Source organism: Pseudomonas sp. FW507-12TSA (assembly GCF_058781435.1).
On sequence record NZ_JBYSWT010000010.1, the window covers coordinates 1 to 21,720 of the forward strand.

6 protein-coding genes, 1 rRNA gene and 1 pseudogene are annotated in these 21,720 nt (G+C 60.9%); 5 read left to right on the forward strand and 3 right to left on the reverse strand.

Features of this window, described 5'->3' with window-relative positions; genetic code table 11:
* From rrf to AC3WK8_RS11580, 3 genes and pseudogenes are all read left to right on the forward strand, one after another.
* Positions 1-75 (forward strand): 5S ribosomal RNA (gene rrf / locus AC3WK8_RS11570); the annotation flags it as partial.
* A 574-nt stretch (positions 76-649) separates the two neighbouring features.
* Positions 650-1,675, forward strand: a pseudogene (locus tag AC3WK8_RS11575) (HAMP domain-containing protein); the annotation flags it as partial.
* A 69-nt stretch (positions 1,676-1,744) separates the two neighbouring features.
* Positions 1,745-2,530 (forward strand): methyl-accepting chemotaxis protein, encoded by a 786-nt coding sequence (locus tag AC3WK8_RS11580; protein WP_371857946.1) that lies wholly within the window; start codon positions 1,745-1,747, stop codon positions 2,528-2,530.
* A 68-nt stretch (positions 2,531-2,598) separates the two neighbouring features.
* Here the strand turns inward: AC3WK8_RS11580 and AC3WK8_RS11585 are convergent, their stop codons facing one another.
* Positions 2,599-3,363, reverse strand: a complete 765-nt coding sequence (locus tag AC3WK8_RS11585) for a thioesterase II family protein (RefSeq protein WP_085600779.1) — start codon at positions 3,361-3,363, stop codon at positions 2,599-2,601.
* Between the two features lie 232 nt (positions 3,364-3,595).
* Here AC3WK8_RS11585 and lapG point away from each other — a divergent pair, with 232 nt between their 5' ends.
* Together lapG and lapD are read left to right on the forward strand one after the other, a co-directional pair.
* Complete coding sequence (lapG, locus tag AC3WK8_RS11590; protein ID WP_031321178.1) at positions 3,596-4,288, forward strand: cysteine protease LapG; 693 nt, start codon at positions 3,596-3,598, stop codon at positions 4,286-4,288.
* Positions 4,289-4,302: 14 nt separating this feature from the next.
* Positions 4,303-6,249 (forward strand): cyclic di-GMP receptor LapD, encoded by a 1,947-nt coding sequence (lapD, locus tag AC3WK8_RS11595; protein ID WP_085600777.1) that lies wholly within the window; start codon positions 4,303-4,305, stop codon positions 6,247-6,249.
* 41 nt (positions 6,250-6,290) lie between these two features.
* On the opposite strand, the gene AC3WK8_RS11600 is transcribed toward lapD, so the two are convergent.
* Together AC3WK8_RS11600 and AC3WK8_RS11605 are read right to left on the reverse strand one after the other, a co-directional pair.
* Entirely contained in the window at positions 6,291-6,629 is a 339-nt protein-coding gene (locus AC3WK8_RS11600) for a tryptophan synthase subunit beta (protein WP_085600775.1), read from the reverse strand.
* A gap of 161 nt (positions 6,630-6,790) precedes the next feature.
* On the reverse strand, positions 6,791-21,562 hold the full coding sequence (locus AC3WK8_RS11605) for a LapA family giant adhesin (protein ID WP_103324811.1): 14,772 nt from the start codon (positions 21,560-21,562) through the stop codon (positions 6,791-6,793).
* Between the last annotated feature and the right edge of the window lie 158 nt (positions 21,563-21,720).

The following is a 21,720-nucleotide window of genomic DNA, read 5'->3' on the forward strand; positions in this document are numbered from 1 at the left end:
GAACTCAGCAGTGAAACGATGCATCGCCGATGGTAGTGTGGGGTTTCCCCATGTGAGAGTAGGTCATCGTCAAGATTGAATTCCGAAACCCCAATTGCGAAAGCAGTTGGGGTTTTGTTTTTCCAGGGAAGAAAACCAGGGCGAGCCAAGGCCCTCGCGCATTCCTTTTCCCGGCGTGTTCCTCGCAGCATTAATGCCGACCCCAGCCATGCGCAAGCCGATCATCCAGGCCCATGCTTAAGCTCCTCGGCCCAGCCCAGCCCAGCCCAGCCCAGCCATGGCATGGTCATCAATATCCCCCGGGTTTCGCCTGCTGCACTTCGACGCAGTCCTGCAGAGGCAACCTCACGGCGACTTATCCACAGCCCTTGGCCGTGGTGCTATTCCTCCAGGCAATGCCAGCCCGCTACTTCCTGTGGACAAGTATCCCTACCCAAGAGCCACGACCGCTCTAGCGTGCCATTCGGCGGGATTCTGATAATTCAGGCGAGTAATTCAGATAATTCCCTAAGGGTTCGAGGATTCTTGCCGACAGAGTGTTGAGACATGCGTGCACCAAGTAGAGCGGTCAGAGAATGTCGCCTGCGCTGTTACCTGGAATGTTGCATTCCGTACGCATCCCCATTTTCGGCATAAGAAGTCCCATGAAATGAATCTCAAGTTCAGCCATAAAATCCTTTTGGCCGCCTCTGGCATAGTGGTTCTGGCTTTTGCGTTGTTCACTCTGTACAACGACTACCTGCAACGCACTACCATTCGACAGAACCTCGAATCTTCTATCCAGCAAGCCGGCGAGCTCACTTCCAGCAGTGTGCAGAACTGGATGAGCGGACGGATCCTGGTGCTCGAGAACCTGGCGCAGAACGTCGCTCACCAGGGGCATAACGCTGACTTCCCGGGCCTGGTCGACCAGCCAGCCTTCACCACGAACTTCCAGTTCACCTACGTTGGCCAGGCCAATGGCACCTTCACCCAGCGTCCCGACGCGAAGATGCCCGACGGCTACGATCCACGCCAGCGTCCCTGGTACAAGCAAGCTGTCGCTGCCGACAAGACCATGTTGACCCCGCCCTACATGGCGGCCGTCGGTGGCCTCGTGGTGACCATCGCCATGCCGGTGAAGAAACAGGGCGAGTTGCTGGGCGTGGTCGGTGGTGACTTGAGCCTGGAGACCCTGGTCAAGATCATCAACTCGGTGGACTTCGGCGGCCTCGGCCATGCCTTCCTGGTCAGCGCCGACGGTCAGGTGATCGTCAGCCCGGACAAGGACCAGGTGATGAAGAACCTCAAGGACATCTACCCTGGCGCCAACGTACGGATCGCGAACGGCAACCAGGAAGTGGTCCTGAACAAACAAGAGCGCATTCTTTCCTTCACTCCGGTGACCGGCTTGCCGAACGCCGAGTGGTACATCGGCCTGTCCATCGACAAGGACAAGGCCTATGCGCCGCTGAGCCAGTTCCGTACCTCGGCGCTGATTGCAATGTTCATCGCCGTGGGCACGATCGCCGTGCTGCTGACCCTGCTGATCCAGGTCCTGATGCGTCCACTGGTGACCATGGGTCGTGCGATGCAGGATATTGCCCAGGGCGAGGGCGACCTGACCCGCCGCCTGGTGGTGGCGAGCAAGGATGAGTTCGGTGAACTGGGTAGCTCCTTCAACCAGTTCGTGGAACGTATCCACGCCTCGATCTCCGAAGTGTCCTCGGCCACTCGCCAGGTCCACGATCTGTCCCAGCGCGTAATGACCTCATCCAACGCCTCGATCATCGGCTCCGACGAGCAGAGCGCCCGTACCAACAGCGTAGCGGCAGCGATCAACGAACTGGGTGCCGCCACCCAGGAAATCGCCCGTAACGCTGCCGATGCCTCCGAGCACGCCAGTGGCGCCAGCGATCAGGCCGAAGACGGGCGCCAAGTGGTCGAGCAGACCATCCAGGCGATGACCGAGCTGTCGCAGAAGATCAGCCTGTCCTGCACCCAGATCGAGACCCTGAACGCCAGCACCGACAACATCGGGCACATCCTCGACGTGATCAAGGGCATCTCCCAGCAGACCAACCTGCTGGCACTCAACGCCGCCATTGAAGCGGCCCGCGCCGGTGAAGCCGGCCGTGGTTTCGCCGTGGTGGCCGACGAGGTGCGCAACCTGGCGCATCGCACCCAGGAATCGGCGGAAGAGATCCACAAAATGATCACTTCCCTGCAGATCGGTTCCCGCGAGGCGGTGTCGACCATGAACGCCAGCCAGGCTTCCAGCGAAGAGAGCGTCGAAGTGGCCAACCAGGCCGGTGCCCGCCTGATCAGCGTGACCCAGCGCATCGGCGAAATCGACGGCATGAACCAGTCTGTGGCTGCTGCGACCGAGGAGCAGACCGCGGTGGTGGAAGCCCTCAACATCGACATCAGCCAGATCAACCTGCTGAACCAGCAAGGTGTCGCCAACCTCAACGAAACGCTGAAGGATTGCGATGCCCTATCGCAACAGGCCAGCCGCCTGAAGCAACTGGTCGACAGCTTCAAGATCTGAAGCCCGCCCCGGGGTTTCCAAAGCCCGCTCCTGCCTCATGGCAGGGCGGGCTTTTTCATGGCCGGGATTCAGCCGAGGGGTTCGCCTAACAGCCCCAGGTGGGTATTGATCACCTGCAGCAGGCGCTGGCGTTGGGACTTGATGAAGAAGTGGTTGCCCAGCACCTCGATCAGCTCGAACTCACGGGTGGTGAACTCTCGCCAATTGAGCATGTGGCTGGCGGTCGCCAGTGGGTCCTCGCTTCCGTAGAAGGCCGTGAGTGGTACGTTGAGGCAGCCGCTGGAGGTGTCGTACCAGGTTTCGAAGAGTTTCAGGCCGGTGCGCAGCAATTGTTCATAGGCTTGCAGGTCGTCCTGTCCACGGGGGATTTCCAGGGGACTGCCGCCCAGGGTCAGGATCGCCTCGCGAAAGGCCGCATCGGGCAGGGTATGCAGCAGGGGACGACGGGGCAAGCTGTCAGGGCTGCGACAGCCGGAGACGAACAGGTGGCGGGTCTGCCGGGGGAACCGCTCCTGGGCGTATTTGCTGGCCTCATAGGCCAGCAGCGCCCCCAGGCCATGGCCGAACAATGCATGGGGCTTGTGCAGCCAGGGGGCCAGCGCTGCAAAGGTATTCTCCAGCAGGCTCGGCCAGTCGTCACAGGGGGCTTCGTAGCGCCGTGGACCATGCCCCGGCAAGTTCACCACCACCAGTTCGATATGGTCGGCCAACCCGCTGGACCAGACTCGCAGCTGCTCGGCGGCCGCCCCGGCCTGGGGAAAACAGATCAGGCGGATCTGCGTGGCTTGTCCAGAGTTGACCACCAGGGTCCATTGTCGGGTATCGGTATCCACAGCTTTTCCTTAAGCATGGGGGCCGGCAGTTCCTCTCCCGGCGCGACAGGGCACTAAAATAGTGGCTGATGCTGCTCAATGCACGCGCTCGTCAGGCTCTCGTGCACAGCAGGCGACGGCTGCCCGCTGCGGAGCACATTCTGCCGGTGACTGATTTCAAGGTGCCATTGTTTTTTGCCGGGCCAGCCTTCACCATCAGCCGATTCACGATAGCTCCCATGGATGCGACGCATTGGCGGCACGTTTAGCTCTTTCCCGGACCCTGCGCTGGTTCGGCTCGGCATTGCTGCTGGCCGGCATGCTGTTGGGCGGCCTGCACGCCGACTGGGACTTCTCCCTGATCAGCCGGCGGGCTACGGCGCTCTATGGACCCCTGGGCGAAGGCCAGCAACGCATCGACGCCTGGCAGCACCTGCTGGCGACCCAGAAGCAGGTGGCCGAACGCGAGCAACTGAAGGTGGTCAACCTGTTCTTCAACAAGAACATGCGATATGTCGAGGACATCGACCTCTGGCACCAGGTGGACTACTGGGAAACACCGATCGAGGCCTTGTGGAAGGGCGCCGGCGACTGCGAGGACTATGCCATCGCCAAGTACTTCAGCCTGCGCCGCCTTGGGGTCTCCAGTGACAAATTGCGCATCACCTACGTCAAGGCCCTGCGCCAGAACCGCGCGCACATGGTCCTGACCTACTATTCCACCCCGGATGCCATGCCGCTGGTACTCGACAGCCTGGAAGACTCGATCCGCCCGGCCAGCGAACGGACCGACCTGTTGCCGGTGTACTCCTTCAATGCCGAAGGGCTGTGGCTGCCGGGAGCCAAGGGCAACAAGCGCGTCGGTGATACCAAGCGCCTGTCGCGCTGGCAGGATGTACTGAAGAAAATGCAGGCCGAAGGATTCCCGGTCGAGACGACTAACTAGGAGCACGAGCCCAGATGTCTTTGTTCAAACAACTGCTGATCGCAATCTGCGTGTTCCTGGTGGTGGCCTTCAGCGGCAGCTTCATGGTCAGCCTGGAAAGCTCGCGCACCCAGTACGTCAACCAACTGCGCTCCCATGCCCAGGATGCGGCCACCGCCCTGGCCCTTTCGCTGACGCCGAACATCGACGATCCGGCGATGGTCGAGCTGATGGTCAGCTCCATCTTCGACAGCGGCTACTACGCCAGCATCCGGGTGGTGGACCTGGCCACCGACAAGACCATCGTCGAGCGCAGCGGTATTCCCGAGGTGGGCAACGTGCCCCAGTGGTTCGTCAGCCTCATCGGCCTGGAGCCGGCCGGTGGCGATGCCATCGTCAGCCGCGGCTGGGAGCAGGCGGCCCGGGTCGAGGTGCTCAGCCACCCGATGTTCGCCGTGGCCAAGCTGTGGCAGAGCGCCCTGGGCAGCCTGGGCTGGCTGTTGATCTGCGGAGCGGTGAGCGCGGTGCTCGGGGCGCTGTTGTTGCGTCGTCAACTACGGCCGTTGGACTACATGGTCAAGCAATCCCATGCCATTGCCCGGCGCGAGTTCCTCAGCTTGCCGGAGCTGCCGCGGACCCCCGAGCTGCGCCGGGTGGTGCAGGCTATGAACCAGATGGTCGAGAAGCTCAAGGCGCTGTTCCAGGAGCAGGCCGAGCGCAGCGAAAAACTGCGCGCCGAGTCCTACCAGGACAGCCTTACCGGGCTGGCCAACCGGCGATATTTCGAAATGCAGCTGCATGCCCGGGTCAGCAATCCGGAGCAGGCCAGCTCCGGTTACCTATTGCTGTTGCGGGTCAAGGATCTGGCCGGACTGAACCAGCGCCTGGGTGGTCAGCGCACCGACCAGTTGCTGGTGGCGGTGGGTGAACAGCTGCTGCGCGAGTGCGACAAGTACCCCGAGACCCACAACCTGGTCACCCGGGTCCGTGGTGGCGAGTTCGCGGTGCTGGCTCCGGGGCTGGTGCGTGAGGAAGCCATCCAGCTGGCGCAGAACCTGGACAGCGCCCTGGGCAACCTGCACGCCACGGGCGCCACCGATGTGGCGTCGGTCGCGTCCATTGGCCTGGCGGCCTTTGCCCATGGCGACTCGCCGCAGGCGGTGCTCAGCCTTGGCGACCAGGCCCTGGCCCAGGCCGAGGCCCAGGGCGATGCCAGCTGGGCCTGTCTTGACCAGAGTGCCAGCGCCCAGGTCGGGGACGATCACCATGCCTGGCACAAGCTGCTGGACCAGGCCCTGTCGCAGCGGCGCTTCCAGCTGTATTTCCAACCGGTGGTGGCGGCCCGGGATACCTCGCTGGTACTGCACAACAAGGTGTTGTCGCGGTTGCTCGACGAACAGGGCCAGACCATCCCCGCCGGGCGCTTCCTGCCCTGGCTGGAGCGTTTCGGCTGGACCTCGCGCCTGGACCTGCTGATGCTCGAACAGGTGCTCGGGCACCTGGCAGGCCATTCGGAGGCCCTGGCGTTGAACCTGTCGGCCGCCACCCTGGCCGATCCGCATGCGCTTAACCGGGTCTTCGATCTTCTGCGCCAGCACGCCGACCTGGGTCCTCGCCTGACCCTGGAGATCGGCGAGGAGCAATTGCCGGACCAGGTCCGCCTGGAGCAATTGACCCGGCAACTGCGGGAGCTGGGCTTCTCCCTCAGCCTGCAGCGTTTTGGCGGTCGCTTCAGCATGATCGGCAACCTGGCGCGGCTGGGCCTGGCCTACTTGAAGATCGACGGCAGCTACATCCGCGATATCGACCAGGAAAGCGACAAGCGCCTGTTCATCGAAGCCATCCAGCGTGCCGCCCACAGCATCGACCTGCCGCTGATCGCCGAGCGGGTCGAGACCCAGGGCGAGCTGCAGGTGATCCGTGAAATGGGCTTGTTCGGAGTACAGGGACAGTTGTTCGGCGAACCTGCGCCCTGGAACTGAGGAACCGGATCACGCCACGCCGGCAGGCCGGTAGGGCGGATTCAGATCAATCCGGTTTCATCATCGTTGATCAAGCGGCTCAAGCCACCTAACGCCTCACGGGCGTTGCTACGGTCCAGCAGCTTGACCTGGGCCGCTTCCGGCAAGTCGGTGATGCGGATCACGCCCTTGCTGGTCAGGACCTGGATCAGGTCGTCCAGCACCCGGATCATATCCAGGTCACTGTGCTTGAGTTGCTTCAGGCTGACTTCCACCGCCTCGTTGGCGTACCAGGTCTGGATCTCGTGGTGGTCGGCGGGCAGCGTCTCGGTGGCTTCGGCGTAAGCGGCGGCTTCCACGCGAATCAGCTGACCTTGTGCATCGCGTTGCACGTAGAACATGGCATATCCCTCAGGCATTTTTCTCAGCGTCTAGCCGCCGGCAGCATAGGCCAACGCGGTACTCAGGAGGCGAGTATGCGTTGTGCCGGGCCAATCGTCACGGCGCTTGCTGTCTGCCGGGGCCTGGCCACCGCTGGCGAGCGGCGGTGGCCAGGAGCCGATCAGCTGTTGTTGTGGTCGATCTTGATGGTCGGATCGCTGCCGGCGATCAACGAGTTGATGCTGGCATTGGACCAGTTGTTGCCCTCCAGCTTGATCGTCACGTCGGCGTTGGCCAGGCCGCCGGCGGCGTTGAGCTTGCCTTCGGAGCTGACCTGCAGGGTCGAGACCCCGTCCACGGTGGTGATCTTGAGGAAGTTGTCGATGGTGCTGGCGCTTTCGCCCTGCAGCAGGTCCCGCAGGTCGATCCGGTCACCCTCGCTGGCCTTGAAGTCCTTGATCACGTCGTTGCCAGTGTCGCCGGCCTTCCAGACGAAGGTATCGGCTCCCGAACCGCCGATCAGGATGTCGTTGCCCTGGCCGCCGATCAGAGTGTCGTTACCGGTGCCGCCCAGCAGGATGTCATTGCCCTTGCCGCCGTCCAGCAGGTCGTTGCCGCCCTGGCCGAAGAGAATGTCATTGCCGGCGCCGCCCAGCAGCGTGTCGTTGCCGTCGTGGCTGCCAGATACATCGAACTCGGTGTAGTGCTCGGTGATGTACTGGTGCACGTTGCTGGCGCTGACCTTGCTCACATCGACCCCGGTCTGCTTGGCCACATAGGCCTGCATGGCCTGGTAGCCCTCGCCGGCCACACCGTTGAAGCTCACCAGGTCGCCGAACAGGATGTCGTTGCCATTGCCGCCGCTGATGGTATCGGCACCCGGCATGGTGGCCTCGGTATGGCCGATGATCGAGTTGGCCAGGTCCTTCGGATCGATATTGGTCTGCGGCTTGCCATCGGTGTCGTACGGCTTGAGGTCGTTGAGGCTGACCCCGTTGTTCAGGCCGATGGCCTCCACTTCCGAAAGCTTGCTCAACAACGCGAAGCCGGAATTGGAGTTGTTGGTGGTGTACCAGTCGGTGCTGTTGCCGGAACCGTCCCGGTACGACAGCTCGTAGGTGCCGTCGCCCTGGGCGTGCACGGTGCCCAGCTCCCTGGCGCTCCAATAACCCCCGCCCCAGCCGGTATTGATATAGGTCTGCAGGGTCAGCGTACCGTTGCTGCTCACGCTGTAGGCGTGGGTGTTGTCCAGGTACGTGGTATTGATGGTGTCGCCCAGCTTGTAGTTGTTGACGTTGATCAAGTCATCGAGCTTCGGACCACCGCTGTAGAGCGTCGGGTTGGTTTGCTCGCCGGCCTGGTAGTAGGTCGGCTTGCCGTCGGTGATGAAGTACGTCAGGTTCTTGGCATTGGTGTTGCTGGTGGCCTGGTTGCTCTGGAAGAAGTTGGCCGTGGCCTTGAACACGTCCTCGTAGTTGGTACCGCCGCCGGAGCTCATGGAGTCCAGCACTGCCTTGAGCTGGTTCAGGGCGTTCGGGTCATTGAGGTTCACCGACACCGTCTTGTTGACCTGGGTGTCGAAGTCCGCGAGGAAGATGTTCACCGTGCCCGAACCGGCGCCGCCAATGCTGTTTTTCAGGGTGTTGAACACCGCGGTCAGGGATTCCTTGGCTGCGGCGATGGACGAGCTGCTCATGCTGCCCGAGCTGTCCACCATGAAGGCGATGTTGTAGTTGGTGCCCGGGACCACGGTCAGGCCACCGATGTCGGCGACCACGATGTCGTTGCCTTCGGTGCCGGTGAAGGTGTCGTCGCCGGAAGTGCCGACCACCGGGTTGTATACGGCCGGGTAGACCTTGACCGGGATCTGCGCCGAGGTGCTGGCCGAACCGCCCAGGGACTCGGTGGAGGTCGACGTCACATTGAGGTTGAACGTGCCGTTGTAGTAAGGCGGCGGAGTGACCGTCAGGCTGCCCAGGTTCCAGCCGGTGACGTTGGCTTCGCCGGAACTCGCGGTCACGGTGAAGCTGTGGCCGGCGCCGTCGCTCAGGACCGAGCCTTCAGGCATGCCGCTGATCTTCACGCTCAGGGTTTCCGAACCATCGGTATCGGTCAGGGCGGTGGTGATCTTCGACACCTTGACGCTGCCACCTTCGGCACCTTCATTGAGCTTGTAGCCGTCGTAGTAGCCTTCACCGTTGCTGCCATGCAGCTCGGAAAGGGTGACGCCGGCATTGTTCAGCGCGGTCTCGTTGGGGTACATCGGGATGTTGGCGCTGTTCAGGTCGACTGCCGCACCGCCATTGACCGACAGGTTGACATCGTAGCTTCCCGGGCCGCTCTGGTTGGCATGGTAGATGTCCAGGGTGTAGTAGCCGCTGGTGGTCGGGGTGAACGAGCCGCTGATACCGCCACCCGAGCCCCACAGTGCGGTGGCCACGTTCTTGCCGCCAATGGTGATCAGCAGGCTGTCGTCGCCGGTACCACTGAAGCTGTAGGTCTTGCCGGCCTCGAGGTAGATCAGTCCGGAAGTTTTCGAACCGCTGCCACCTGCGACGCTGCCATCGGACTGGGCATTGGTCACCGTCGTGCTGCTGGTCGGTTTGCCGGAGTTGTCGAACACCGCCTTGAGCGCGTCGCCGGTAATGCCGTTGCCGTTGGTTCCCAGGCCGTTGAGGCTGGTCCAGGTCTCTTTGAGCAGGCCCACGGAGTTCACATTGTTGTTCGCCACGCCCAGGCTCGGTGCATCGGCCACCGGAGTGATGTCGATGTTCACCGTGCCGGTGTTGCCCAGGGCCTGGCCGTCGGTGGGCTGGAACTTGATCTGCGCGTAATCCGCCTGCTGGTTGCCCACGCCGTTGCCGCCGTAACCATTGGTGCCGGATTCATTGGCATCAGGCGTGAAGCGCAGCTTGCCGGCATCGATATCGGCCTTGCTGAAGGTCTGGTTGTTGGCCACGTCCTTCCAGGTCGAACCGTCGAGGTACTGCAGCTTACCGTCGCTCGGCAGCTGGGTGATCTTCACGCCGAGGCTGGACGCCGGGCTGTCGACATCGCTGACGCCGAAGTTGTTCCAGGTCAGGGTCAGCGCGGTGTCTTCGGTACCGGTCACTGCGCCGCCGGTGGCTACCGGAGCATCGTTGACCGCCACCACGTTGACCGTGGTGGTGGCGACGTTGGAGTAGTTGCTGCCATCGGTCACGGTCACGGTGATGGTCCGTGGCGTGGTGCTCGGATCTTCACTGTTGTTGGTGAAAGTGATGTTCTTGATCTGCTGCATGTAGTCGGCCAGGGTCGCGTTGCCCGACAGGGTCAGCGTGATCGAACCGTCTTTGCTGTTGGCGTTGATCGTGATGCCGTTGACGCTGTTGCCCAGGTTCAGCGAGTCCCCGGGCTGACGGTTGGTCAGCACGATGGTGGCGCCGGTGAGCATGGTGCTGTCCGGATCGGTGATGCTCAGGTCGGTATCGGCGATCGACACGCCAGGGCCGCTGGTGCCCTCGGTGAAGGTGACCTTGTAGTCGGCGCCGGTGGCACCGCTGGAGTTGTTGGCATCCAGGTCGATGACTGGCGGCGCGTCGTTGTCGATGATCGAGGTGGTGACGCTACCGTTGGTGCCGCTGACCACCAGTTTTTCGAAGTTGCCGCCAGTGGCCGAGTCGATCTTGACCACGAAGTTTTCCGTGCTCTCGGTGATCTTGTCGTCGATGGTCGCTACGTTGAAGGTGGCGCTGCTGGCGCCGGCCGGGATCTTCACGGTGTAGACGCCGGTGAAGTCCGAGCCGTCGGTGGCCGTGCCGCTGTAGCTGATCTTCAGGGTGACTTCGGTTTGCGCCGGATGGGTCAGGCTCACGGTGTAGCTGGCGGTCTGGCCCTCGACCACCGAAGCGCTGCCGGTGATGCTGACCGACGTGGTGTCGATGGTATCGGTGACGTTGGTCACGGCTGGAGTGGTGTCGGTGACCAGCTTCTCGAAGTTGCCACCGGTAGCGCCGCTGATGCTGGCGTTGACCTTGCCGGCGTCGATGTACACGTCATCGGCTGGCGCGGCGACGGTCACGGTGCCGGTGGTCTTGCCCGCGGCGATGGTGATGACGGCGCCGTTGTTCAGGGTCACGGTCACCGGAGTGCCGGCGGCGTTGCTCAAGGTGGCGGTGTAGACGATCGAGCCGCCCTCGGCCACGGTGCCGGTAGCGCTGAGGCTGAGGGTCGTGGTGTCGACGGTATCGGTCACGGTGGTATTGACCGGAGTCTTGTCCCCTACGAGTTTCTCGTAGTTACCGCCGCTGACGTCGGTGATCGAGTTGGTCACGGAGCTATGACCGATCAGGGCATCGTTCGGGGCAGTGATACTCACCGAGCCAGTGCTTTCGCCAACCGGGATGGTGATCTTCTCACCGTTGGCCAGGGTGACGGTCACCGGCGAACCGGTGACCGGCGCGGTCACGGTGGCGGTGTAGGTGATGGTTCCGCCTTCGGCCGCCGAAGACGTGGCCTTGAGGGTCACGGTGGAGGTATCGATGGTATCGGTGACATCGGTCACGGCTGGCGTGGTGCTTGGGACCAGCTTCTCGAAGTTGCCGCCTTCGGCCTTGGTGATGGTCGCTTCGACCTTGCCCGCGTCCTTGTACACATCGTCGGCCGGAGCCGGAACGGTGACAGTACCGGTGGTCTTGCCGGCACCGATCATGATCACTGCGCCGTTGCTCAGGGTCACGGTGACGGGAGTGCCGGCAGCGTTGGTCAGTGTCGCGGTGTAAGTGATCTGGCCACCTTCAGCCACGGACGGTGTAGCTGTCAGCGACAGGTTGGTGGTGTCGATGGTGTCGGTCACGGTAGTGCTGACCGGTGTTTTATCAGCGACCAGGTTCTCGTAGTTACCGCCGCTGACATTGGTAATCGAGTTAGTGACGGAAGAGTGACCAACCAGGGCGTCATTAGGTGCAGTGACGTTGATCGAGGCGGTGGTTTCACCGACTGGGATCGTGATCTTCTCGCCATTGGCTAGGGTCACTACGACCGGCGAACCGGTGACTGGGGCAGTGACAGTCACGGTGTAAGTGATTTGACCGCCTTCAGCCGCCGACGGAGTCGCCTTCAACGACACGGTCGAATCATCGATGGTGTCGGTCACGTTCGTGACAGCTGGCGCCGGGTTGGTAACCAGGTTTTCGAAATTACCGCCTTCGGCTTTGGTGATAGTGGCTTCGACCTTGCCGGCGTCTTTATAGACGTCGTCTGCCGGAGCAGGGACGGTCACGGTACCGGTGGTTTTACCGGCTTCGATGGTGATTACGGCGCCGTTGCTCAGGGTCACGGTGACCGGAGTACCAGCAGCGTTGGTCAGTGTCGCGGTATAAACAATGGAACCGCCTTCGGCCACGGTTCCGGTGGCGGAGAGGCTGAGGCCAGTGTCATCAACAGTGTCAGTGACGTTGGTATTCACCGGGGTCTTATCAGCGACCAGGTTCTCGTAGTTACCACCACTCACATCGGTGATGGAGTTGGTCACCGAAGTGTGGCCAACCAGCGCGTCGTTTGGAGCGGTGACGTTGATCGAGGCAGTGGTTTCACCCACCGGGATCGTGATCTTCTCGCCATTGGCTAGGGTCACTACGACCGGCGAACCGGTGACTGGGGCAGTGACAGTCACGGTGTAAGTGATTTGACCGCCTTCAGCCGCCGACGGAGTCGCCTTCAACGACACGGTCGAATCATCGATGGTGTCGGTAACTTCAGTAACAGCCGGAGTTGTACTCGGCACCAAGTTCTCGAAGTTGCCGCCTTCAGCCTTGGTGATAGTGGCTTCGACCTTGCCAGCATCCTTGTACACATCATCTGCCGGGGCAGGGACGGTCACGGTGCCAGTGGTTTTACCGGCTTCGATGGTGATTACGGCGCCGTTAGACAGGGTCACGGTGACTGGGCTGCCCGCAGCGTTGGTCAGCGTGGCGGTGTAAACAATGGAACCGCCTTCGGCCACGGTTCCGGTGGCGGACAGGGTCAAAGCAGTGTCATCAACGGTATCGGTGACGTTGGTATTAACTGGAGTCTTATCGGCGACCAAGTTCTCGTAGTTGCCACCGCTCACATCAGTGATCGAGTTGGTGACGGAAGAGTGACCAACCAGGGCGTCATTAGGTGCAGTGACGTTGATCGAGGCAGTGGTTTCACCGACTGGGATAGTGATCTTTTCACCATTGGCCAGGGTCACGGTCACAGGCGAGCCGGTAACTGGCGCGGTCACGGTGACGGTATAAGTGATTTGGCCACCTTCAGCCGCCGAAGGTGTTGCCTTCAACGATACGGTGGAGTCATCGATGGTGTCAGTGACGTTGGTGACGGCTGGCGCAGGGTTGGTAACCAGGTTCTCGAAATTACCGCCTTCGGCCTTGGTAATGGTCGCTTCGACCTTGCCGGCGTCCTTGTACACATCATCTGCCGGGGCAGGGACGGTGACGGTACCAGTGGTCTTGCCCGCCTCGATGGTGATTACGGCGCCGTTGCTCAGGGTCACGGTGACCGGAGTACCGGCAGCGTTGGTCAGGGTGGCGGTATAAACAATGGAGCCGCCTTCTGCGACAGTTCCAGTGGCGGAGAGACTGAGGCCAGTGTCGTCGACGGTATCGGTGACGTTGGTATTCACCGGGGTCTTATCGGCGACCAAGTTCTCGTAGTTGCCACCGCTCATGTCAGTGATCGAGTTGGTGACGGAGCTATGGCCAACCAGGGCGTCGTTTGGAGCAGTGACGTTGATCGAGGCGGTGGTTTCACCGACTGGGATAGTAATCTTCTCGCCATTGGCCAGGGTCACGACCACAGGCGAACCTGTTACGGGTGCAGTGACGGTCACGGTGTAGGTGATCTGACCGCCTTCAGCCGCCGATGGGGTTGCTTTCAACGACACAGTCGAGTCATCGATGGTGTCGGTCACGTTAGTGACGGCTGGCGCCGGGTTGGTCACCAGGTTCTCGAAATTACCGCCTTCGGCTTTGGTGATGGTGGCTTCGACCTTTCCGGCGTCTTTATAGACGTCGTCGGCCGGAGCAGGGACGGTCACGGTACCGGTGGTTTTACCGGCTTCGATGGTGATTACGGCGCCGTTGCTCAGGGTCACGGTGACCGGAGTACCGGCAGCGTTGGTCAAGGTGGCGGTGTAGACGATGGAACCGCCTTCGGCCACGGTTCCAGTGGCAGAGAGGCTGAGGCCAGTGTCATCGACGGTATCGGTGACGTTGGTATTCACCGGGGTCTTATCGGCGACCAGGTTTTCGTAGTTACCACCGCTCACATCGGTGATCGAGTTGGTCACCGAAGTGTGGCCAACCAGCGCGTCGTTTGGAGCGGTGACGTTGATCGAGGCGGTGGTTTCACCCACTGGAATGGTGATTTTTTCACCATTGGCCAGGGTCACGGTCACAGGCGAGCCGGTAACTGGCGCGGTCACGGTGACGGTATAAGTGATTTGGCCACCTTCAGCGGTCGAAGGCGTTGCCTTCAGCGACACAGTCGAGTCATCGATGGTGTCGGTAACTTCAGTAACAGCCGGAGTTGTACTCGGCACCAAGTTCTCGAAATTACCGCCTTCGGCCTTGGTGATGGTCGCTTCGACTTTACCGGCATCTTTATAGACGTCATCGGCCGGCGCCGGAACAGTGACGGTACCGGTGGTCTTGCCTGCTTCGATAGTAATCACCGCACCGTTGCTCAAAGTCACGGTGACCGGAGTACCAGCAGCATTGGTCAAGGTAGCGGTGTAGGTGATCTGGCCACCTTCGGCCACGGTTCCGGTGGCGGACAGGCTCAGGCCAGTGTCATCAACGGTGTCGGTAACGTTGGTGTTAACCGGGGTTTTATCGGCGACCAGGTTCTCGTAGTTACCGCCACTTACGTCAGTGATCGAGTTAGTGACGGAAGAGTGACCAACCAAGGCGTCGTTCGGAGCGGTGACGTTGATCGAGGCGGTGGTTTCACCGACTGGGATGGTGATTTTTTCACCATTGGTCAACGTGACGGTCACAGGCGAACCGGTGACTGGCGCGGTCACGGTGACGGTGTAGGTGATTTGGCCACCTTCGGCCGCCGAAGGTGTTGCCTTCAGCGTCACCGTCGAATCATCGATGGTGTCGGTCACGTTAGTGACAGCTGGCGCCGGGTTAGTCACCAGGTTCTCGAAGTTACCGCCTTCAGCTTTGGTGATGGTCGCTTCGACTTTTCCAGCATCTTTATAGACGTCGTCAGCCGGAGCCGGAATGGTCACGGTGCCAGTGGTCTTGCCCGCTTCGATAGTAATCACCGCGCCGTTAGACAGCGTTACGGTGACTGGAGTACCGGCAGCGTTGGTCAGGGTGGCGGTGTAAATAATGGAGCCGCCTTCGGCGACAGTCCCGGTAGCGCTCAAGCTCAGACCGGTGTCATCAACAGTGTCAGTGACGTAGGTATTTACCGGGGTCTTATCGGCGACCAGGTTTTCGTAGTTACCGCCAGTCACATCGGTGATCGAGTTGGTGACGGAGCTATGGCCAACCAGCGCGTCGTTTGGTGCAGTGATGTTGATCGAGGCGGTGGTTTCACCCACTGGAATGGTGATTTTTTCACCATTGGCCAAAGTGACAGTCACAGGCGAGCCAGTCACAGGTGCAGTGACGGTCACGGTGTAGGTGATCTGGCCACCTTCGGCTGCCGAAGGCGTCGCCTTCAACGACACGGTGGAGTCGTCGATGGTGTCAGTGACGTTGGTGACGGCTGGGGTTGGATTGGTCACCAGGTTTTCGAAGTTGCCGCCTTCGGCTTTGGTAATGGTGGCTTCGACCTTGCCGGCGTCTTTATAGACGTCGTCGGCCGGAGCAGGGACGGTCACGGTACCGGTGGTTTTACCGGCTTCGATGGTGATTACGGCGCCGTTAGACAGCGTTACGGTGACTGGGCTACCTGCGGCATTGGTCAGTGTCGCGGTGTAGGTGATCTGGCCACCCTCAGCCACAGTTCCAGTGGCGGAGAGGCTGAGCCCAGTGTCGTCGACAGTGTCGGTGATGTTGGTGTTGACCGGGGTCTTATCGGCTACGAGGTTCTCGTAGTTGCCACCGCTCACATCAGTGATCGAGTTGGTGACGGAAGAGTGACCAACCAGTGCGTCATTAGGTGCAGTGACGTTGATCGAGGCGGTGGTTTCACCCACTGGAATGGTGATTTTTTCACCATTGGCCAGGGTTACGGTCACAGGCGAGCCGGTAACTGGCGCGGTCACGGTCACGGTATAGGTGATCTGGCCACCTTCGGCTGCCGAAGGCGTTGCCTTCAACGACACGGTCGAATCATCGATGGTGTCAGTGACGTTGGTGACGGCTGGCGCAGGGTTGGTAACCAGGTTCTCGAAATTACCGCCTTCGGCCTTGGTAATGGTCGCTTCGACCTTGCCGGCGTCCTTGTACACATCATCTGCCGGGGCAGGGACGGTGACGGTACCAGTGGTCTTGCCCGCCTCGATGGTGATTACGGCTCCGTTGCTCAGAGTCACAGTGACCGGCGTGCCGGCAGCGTTGGTCAAGGTAGCGGTGTAGGTGATTTGGCCACCTTCGGCGACCGTACCAGTAGCACTCAAGCTCAGGCCAGTGTCATCAACGGTATCGGTGACGTTGGTGTTAACCGGCGTTTTATCGGCGACCAAGTTCTCGTAGTTGCCACCGCTCACATCAGTGATCGAGTTGGTGACGGAAGAGTGACCAACCAGGGCGTCGTTCGGTGCAGTGACGTTGATCGAGGCGGTGGTTTCACCCACTGGAATGGTGATCTTTTCACCATTGGCCAGGGTCACTACGACCGGCGAACCGGTGACTGGGGCAGTGACAGTCACGGTGTAAGTGATTTGACTGCCCTCAGCCGCCGACGGAGTCGCTTTGAGCGAAACGGTCGAATCATCGATGGTGTCAGTGACGTTGGTGACGGCTGGGGCTGGATTGGTCACCAAGTTTTCGAAGTTGCCGCCTTCAGCTTTAGTAATGGTCGCTTCGACTTTACCGGCGTCCTTGTAGACGTCATCGGCAGGCGCCGGAACGGTCACGGTGCCAGTGGTTTTACCGGCTTCGATAGTGATTACGGCACCGTTGCTCAGGGTCACGGTGACTGGCGTGCCGGCAGCGTTGGTCAAGGTAGCGGTGTAGGTGATCTGGCCACCTTCGGCCACGGTTCCAGTGGCAGAGAGGCTGAGGCCAGTGTCGTCGACGGTGTCGGTGACGTTGGTATTAACTGGAGTCTTATCGGCTACGAGGTTCTCGTAGTTACCACCAGTCACATCGGTGATGGAGTTGGTGACGGAGCTGTGGCCGACCAACGCATCGTTCGGTGCGGTGACGTTGATCGAGGCGGTGGTTTCACCGACTGGGATAGTAATCTTCTCGCCATTGGCCAGGGTCACGACCACAGGCGAACCTGTTACGGGTGCAGTGACGGTCACGGTGTAGGTGATCTGACCGCCTTCGGCTGCCGACGGAGTTGCCTTCAGCGTCACCGTCGAGTCATCGATGGTGTCAGTGACGTTCGTGACCGCTGGCGCCGGGTTGGTAACCAAGTTCTCGAAATTACCACCTTCAGCCTTGGTAATGGTTGCCTCGACCTTGCCGGCGTCCTTGTACACATCGTCAGCCGGAGCCGGAACGGTGACAGTGCCTGTGGTCTTGCCCGCTTCAATGGTGATCACTGCGCCGTTGGACAAGGTCACGGTGACCGGAGTGCCGGCGGCGTTGGTCAAGGTGGCGGTGTAGGTGATCTGGCCACCTTCAGCCACAGTTCCAGTAGCGGAGAGGCTGAGACCGGTGTCATCGACGGTGTCGGTAACGTTGGTGCTAACCGGCGTTTTATCGGCGACCAGGTTCTCGTAGTTACCGCCAGTCACATCGGTGATGGAGTTGGTGACGGAGCTATGGCCAACCAGCGCGTCGTTCGGTGCTGTGATGTTGATCGAGGCAGTGGTTTCACCCACTGGAATGGTGATCTTTTCACCATTGGCCAGGGTCACTACGACCGGCGAGCCAGTCACTGGGGCAGTGACGGTCACTGTGTAGGTGATCTGTCCACCTTCAGCTGCCGAAGGGGTCGCCTTCAGCGATACGGTCGAATCATCGATGGTGTCGGTGACGTTGGTGACGGCCGGAGTTGTACTCGGCACCAAATTCTCGAAGTTGCCGCCTTCAGCCTTGGTGATGGTGGCTTCAACCTTACCGGCGTCTTTATAGACGTCATCGGCAGGCGCCGGAACAGTGACAGTACCGGTGGTTTTACCCGCTTCAATGGTAATCACCGCGCCGTTGGACAAGGTCACGGTGACCGGAGTGCCGGCGGCGTTGGTCAAGGTGGCGGTGTAGGTGATTTGGCCACCTTCGGCGACCGTACCAGTAGCACTCAAGCTCAAACCAGTGTCATCAACAGTGTCGGTGACGTTGGTATTCACCGGCGTTTTATCGGCGACCAGGTTCTCGTAGTTACCACCACTCACATCGGTAATGGAGTTGGTGACGGAGCTATGGCCAACCAGCGCGTCGTTCGGTGCTGTGATGTTGATCGAGGCAGTGGTTTCACCCACTGGAATGGTGATCTTTTCACCATTGGCCAGGGTCACTACGACCGGCGAGCCAGTCACTGGGGCAGTGACGGTCACTGTGTAGGTGATCTGTCCACCTTCAGCTGCCGAAGGGGTCGCCTTCAGCGATACGGTCGAATCATCGATGGTGTCGGTCACGTTAGTGACGGCTGGGGCCGGATTGGTTACCAAGTTCTCGAAATTACCGCCTTCGGCCTTGGTAATGGTCGCTTCGACTTTACCGGCGTCTTTGTAGACGTCATCGGCAGGAGCCGGAACGGTGACTGTACCGGTGGTTTTACCCGCTTCGATGGTGATTACGGCGCCGTTAGACAGCGTTACGGTGACTGGGCTGCCCGCGGCGTTGGTCAGGGTTGCGGTGTAGACGATGGAACCGCCTTCGGCGACAGTCCCGGTAGCGCTCAAGCTCAGACCGGTGTCATCAACGGTGTCGGTAACGTTGGTATTCACCGGGGTCTTATCGGCAACCAGGTTCTCGTAGTTACCGCCAGTCACGTCAGTGATCGAGTTGGTGACGGAGCTATGGCCAACCAGTGCGTCGTTTGGAGCTGTGACGTTGATCGAGGCGGTGGTTTCACCCACTGGGATGGTGATTTTTTCACCATTGGCCAGGGTCACGGTCACAGGCGAGCCGGTAACTGGCGCGGTCACGGTGACGGTATAAGTGATTTGGCCACCTTCAGCCGCCGACGGAGTCGCCTTGAGCGACACCGTCGAATCGTCAATGGTGTCAGTGACGTTGGTGACCGCTGGCGCCGGGTTGGTCACCAGGTTTTCGAAGTTGCCGCCCTCGGCTTTGGTAATGGTCGCTTCGACCTTGCCGGCGTCCTTGTAGACGTCATCGGCAGGCGCCGGAACGGTCACGGTGCCAGTGGTTTTACCCGCCTCAATAGTAATCACCGCACCGTTAGACAGCGTTACGGTGACTGGGCTACCTGCGGCATTGGTCAGTGTCGCGGTGTAGGTGATCTGGCCACCCTCAGCCACAGTTCCAGTAGCACTCAAGCTCAAGCCAGTGTCGTCGACGGTGTCGGTGACGTTGGTATTCACCGGGGTCTTATCGGCGACCAGGTTCTCGTAGTTGCCACCGCTCACATCGGTGATGGAGTTGGTGACGGAGCTGTGGCCGACCAACGCATCGTTCGGTGCGGTGATGTTGATCGAAGCAGTAGTTTCACCCACTGGGATGGTGATTTTTTCACCATTGGCCAAGGTCACCACGACTGGAGAGCCTGTCACAGGGGCGGTGACGGTCACGGTGTAGGTGATCTGACCGCCTTCGGCTGCCGAAGGCGTTGCCTTCAGTGTCACCGTCGAGTCATCGATGGTGTCAGTGACGTTCGTGACCGCTGGCGCCGGGTTGGTCACCAGATTTTCGAAGTTGCCGCCTTCAGCCTTGGTGATGGTCGCTTCGACTTTACCGGCGTCTTTGTAGACGTCGTCTGCCGGAGCCGGAACGGTGACGGTACCGGTGGTCTTGCCCGCTTCGATGGTGATTACGGCGCCGTTAGACAGCGTTACGGTGACTGGGCTGCCCGCGGCGTTGGTCAGGGTGGCGGTGTAAATAATGGAACCGCCTTCGGCGACAGTCCCGGTAGCGCTTAAGCTCAGACCGGTGTCATCAACGGTATCGGTGACGTTGGTATTCACCGGGGTCTTATCGGCGACCAGGTTTTCGTAGTTACCACCGCTCACATCGGTGATCGAGTTGGTCACCGAAGTGTGGCCAACCAGCGCGTCGTTTGGAGCGGTGACGTTGATCGAGGCGGTGGTTTCACCGACTGGAATGGTGATTTTTTCACCATTGGCCAGGGTCACTACGACCGGCGAGCCAGTCACTGGGGCAGTGACGGTCACGGTGTAAGTGATTTGGCCACCTTCAGCCGCCGACGGAGTCGCCTTCAACGACACGGTCGAATCATCGATGGTGTCGGTAACTTCAGTAACAGCCGGAGTTGTACTCGGCACCAAGTTCTCGAAATTACCGCCTTCAGCTTTGGTGATGGTGGCTTCGACTTTACCGGCGTCTTTATAGACGTCATCGGCCGGAGCAGGGACGGTCACGGTACCGGTGGTCTTGCCCGCTTCAATGGTGATGACCGCGCCGTTGCTCAGGGTCACAGTCACCGGAGTACCGGCAGGATTGGTCAGTGTCGCGGTGTAGGTGATCGAGCCACCTTCAGCCACGGTGCCGGTGGCACTCAAGTTCAGCCCAGTATCGTCGATGGTGTCGGTAACCGTGGTCACCGCTTTGTCGGGGTTGGCAACCAGGTTCTCGAAGTTGCCGCCATCGGCCTTGGTGATGCCGACTTCAACCTTGTCGCCATTCTTGTAGACGTCATCGGCTGGTGCCGGGACGTTGATCGAGCCGCTGGACTTGCCCGCCTCGATGGTGATCACCGAGCCGTTGGACAAGGTGATGGTCACCGGGGTCTGCGCCGGGTTGGTCAGGGTTGCGGTGTAGGTGATCTGCCCGCCTTCGGTGACACTGGCATCGGCGGTCACGGTTACCGTGGTGGTGTCGATGGTATCGGTGATCTGGGTCACCGCCGGGTTCGGATCGACAGTGACCTGCAGGCCACCGCCGCCGGTGGTGCCGGTGACGCTTACGCTGATCTGGCCCGGGTCGATATAGACGTTGTCCTGGGGCGCCATGGGCACCTGTACGGTCCCGGTCAGCTGGCCGGCGCTGATCACGATGACCGCGCCATTGGACAGGGTGACGCTCAGGTCAGTCAGCGGAGCCTGGGTCACGGTGGCGGTGTAGACCAGGGTGCCACCGGCTTCGGTGATGGTCGGGGTGGCGTTGAGGGTCAGGGTGGCCGGACGCAGGCTATCGCTGCCGCTGCCATTGGTGGTGCCATTGCTGTTGGCCAGGCCGCCAAAGTTGTTGTCCAGGGCCGAAGTGGCCCGGCCCAGGCCGGCGGTCGGGAAGCCGATGGTGGGGTCTACCCGGCCGGCGGTTTCCTGCAATTGGACGAAGCTATGGCCGCCCCCGGCATTGCCCCCGGTACCGGCAGCGGTCGGGCCGGCGGCAGTGGCTTCAAGGTCGGTGGTCGGGTCGACGCCGGCGGCGATGGCCTGCTGCAGTTCTTCGACCGAAGGCGCGGCTTGCGCGGCGGCCTGGGCCAGGTCGGCGCCGGAGTCCGGAGCGGCACCGCTCCATTGAGTGTCACGTCCCAGGTCGAGCGTACGGCCATCGGTCAGCTCCAGGCTGACGGCGCCCGCTGGGCCGGTATCCACCTGGTCGCCCACGAACAGGCGGTCACCCTCGATGAGTACACGCCGGATCCCTTCCGGGGATACCACGAAAACTTGACCGACAATGCTTTTGACGATGGCAACAACACTGCTCATTAAGGACTCTCCGGTGTACCGCTCATTCGACTTCCATGTACCGGCTCGGGCGCTGGCCGCAGCTCAGTCTGGGGGTACATTGCTGTGTATTTGGGAACGGGTAATTGACAGGTGGATTGTCAATATTTTGGCTATATTCTTTCGAGATTAAGTTTATG

What these genes read in the sequence shown, in the direction of transcription:
- AC3WK8_RS11580 (WP_371857946.1), top strand. Translation starts at nt 1,745, where the DNA reads ATGACCTCATCCAACGCCTCGATCATCGGCTCCGACGAGCAGAGCGCC.
- lapD (WP_085600777.1), top strand. Translation starts at nt 4,303, where the DNA reads ATGTCTTTGTTCAAACAACTGCTGATCGCAATCTGCGTGTTCCTGGTG.
- AC3WK8_RS11600 (WP_085600775.1), bottom strand. Translation starts at nt 6,629, where the DNA reads ATGTTCTACGTGCAACGCGATGCACAAGGTCAGCTGATTCGCGTGGAA.
- AC3WK8_RS11605 (WP_103324811.1), bottom strand. Translation starts at nt 21,562, where the DNA reads ATGAGCAGTGTTGTTGCCATCGTCAAAAGCATTGTCGGTCAAGTTTTC.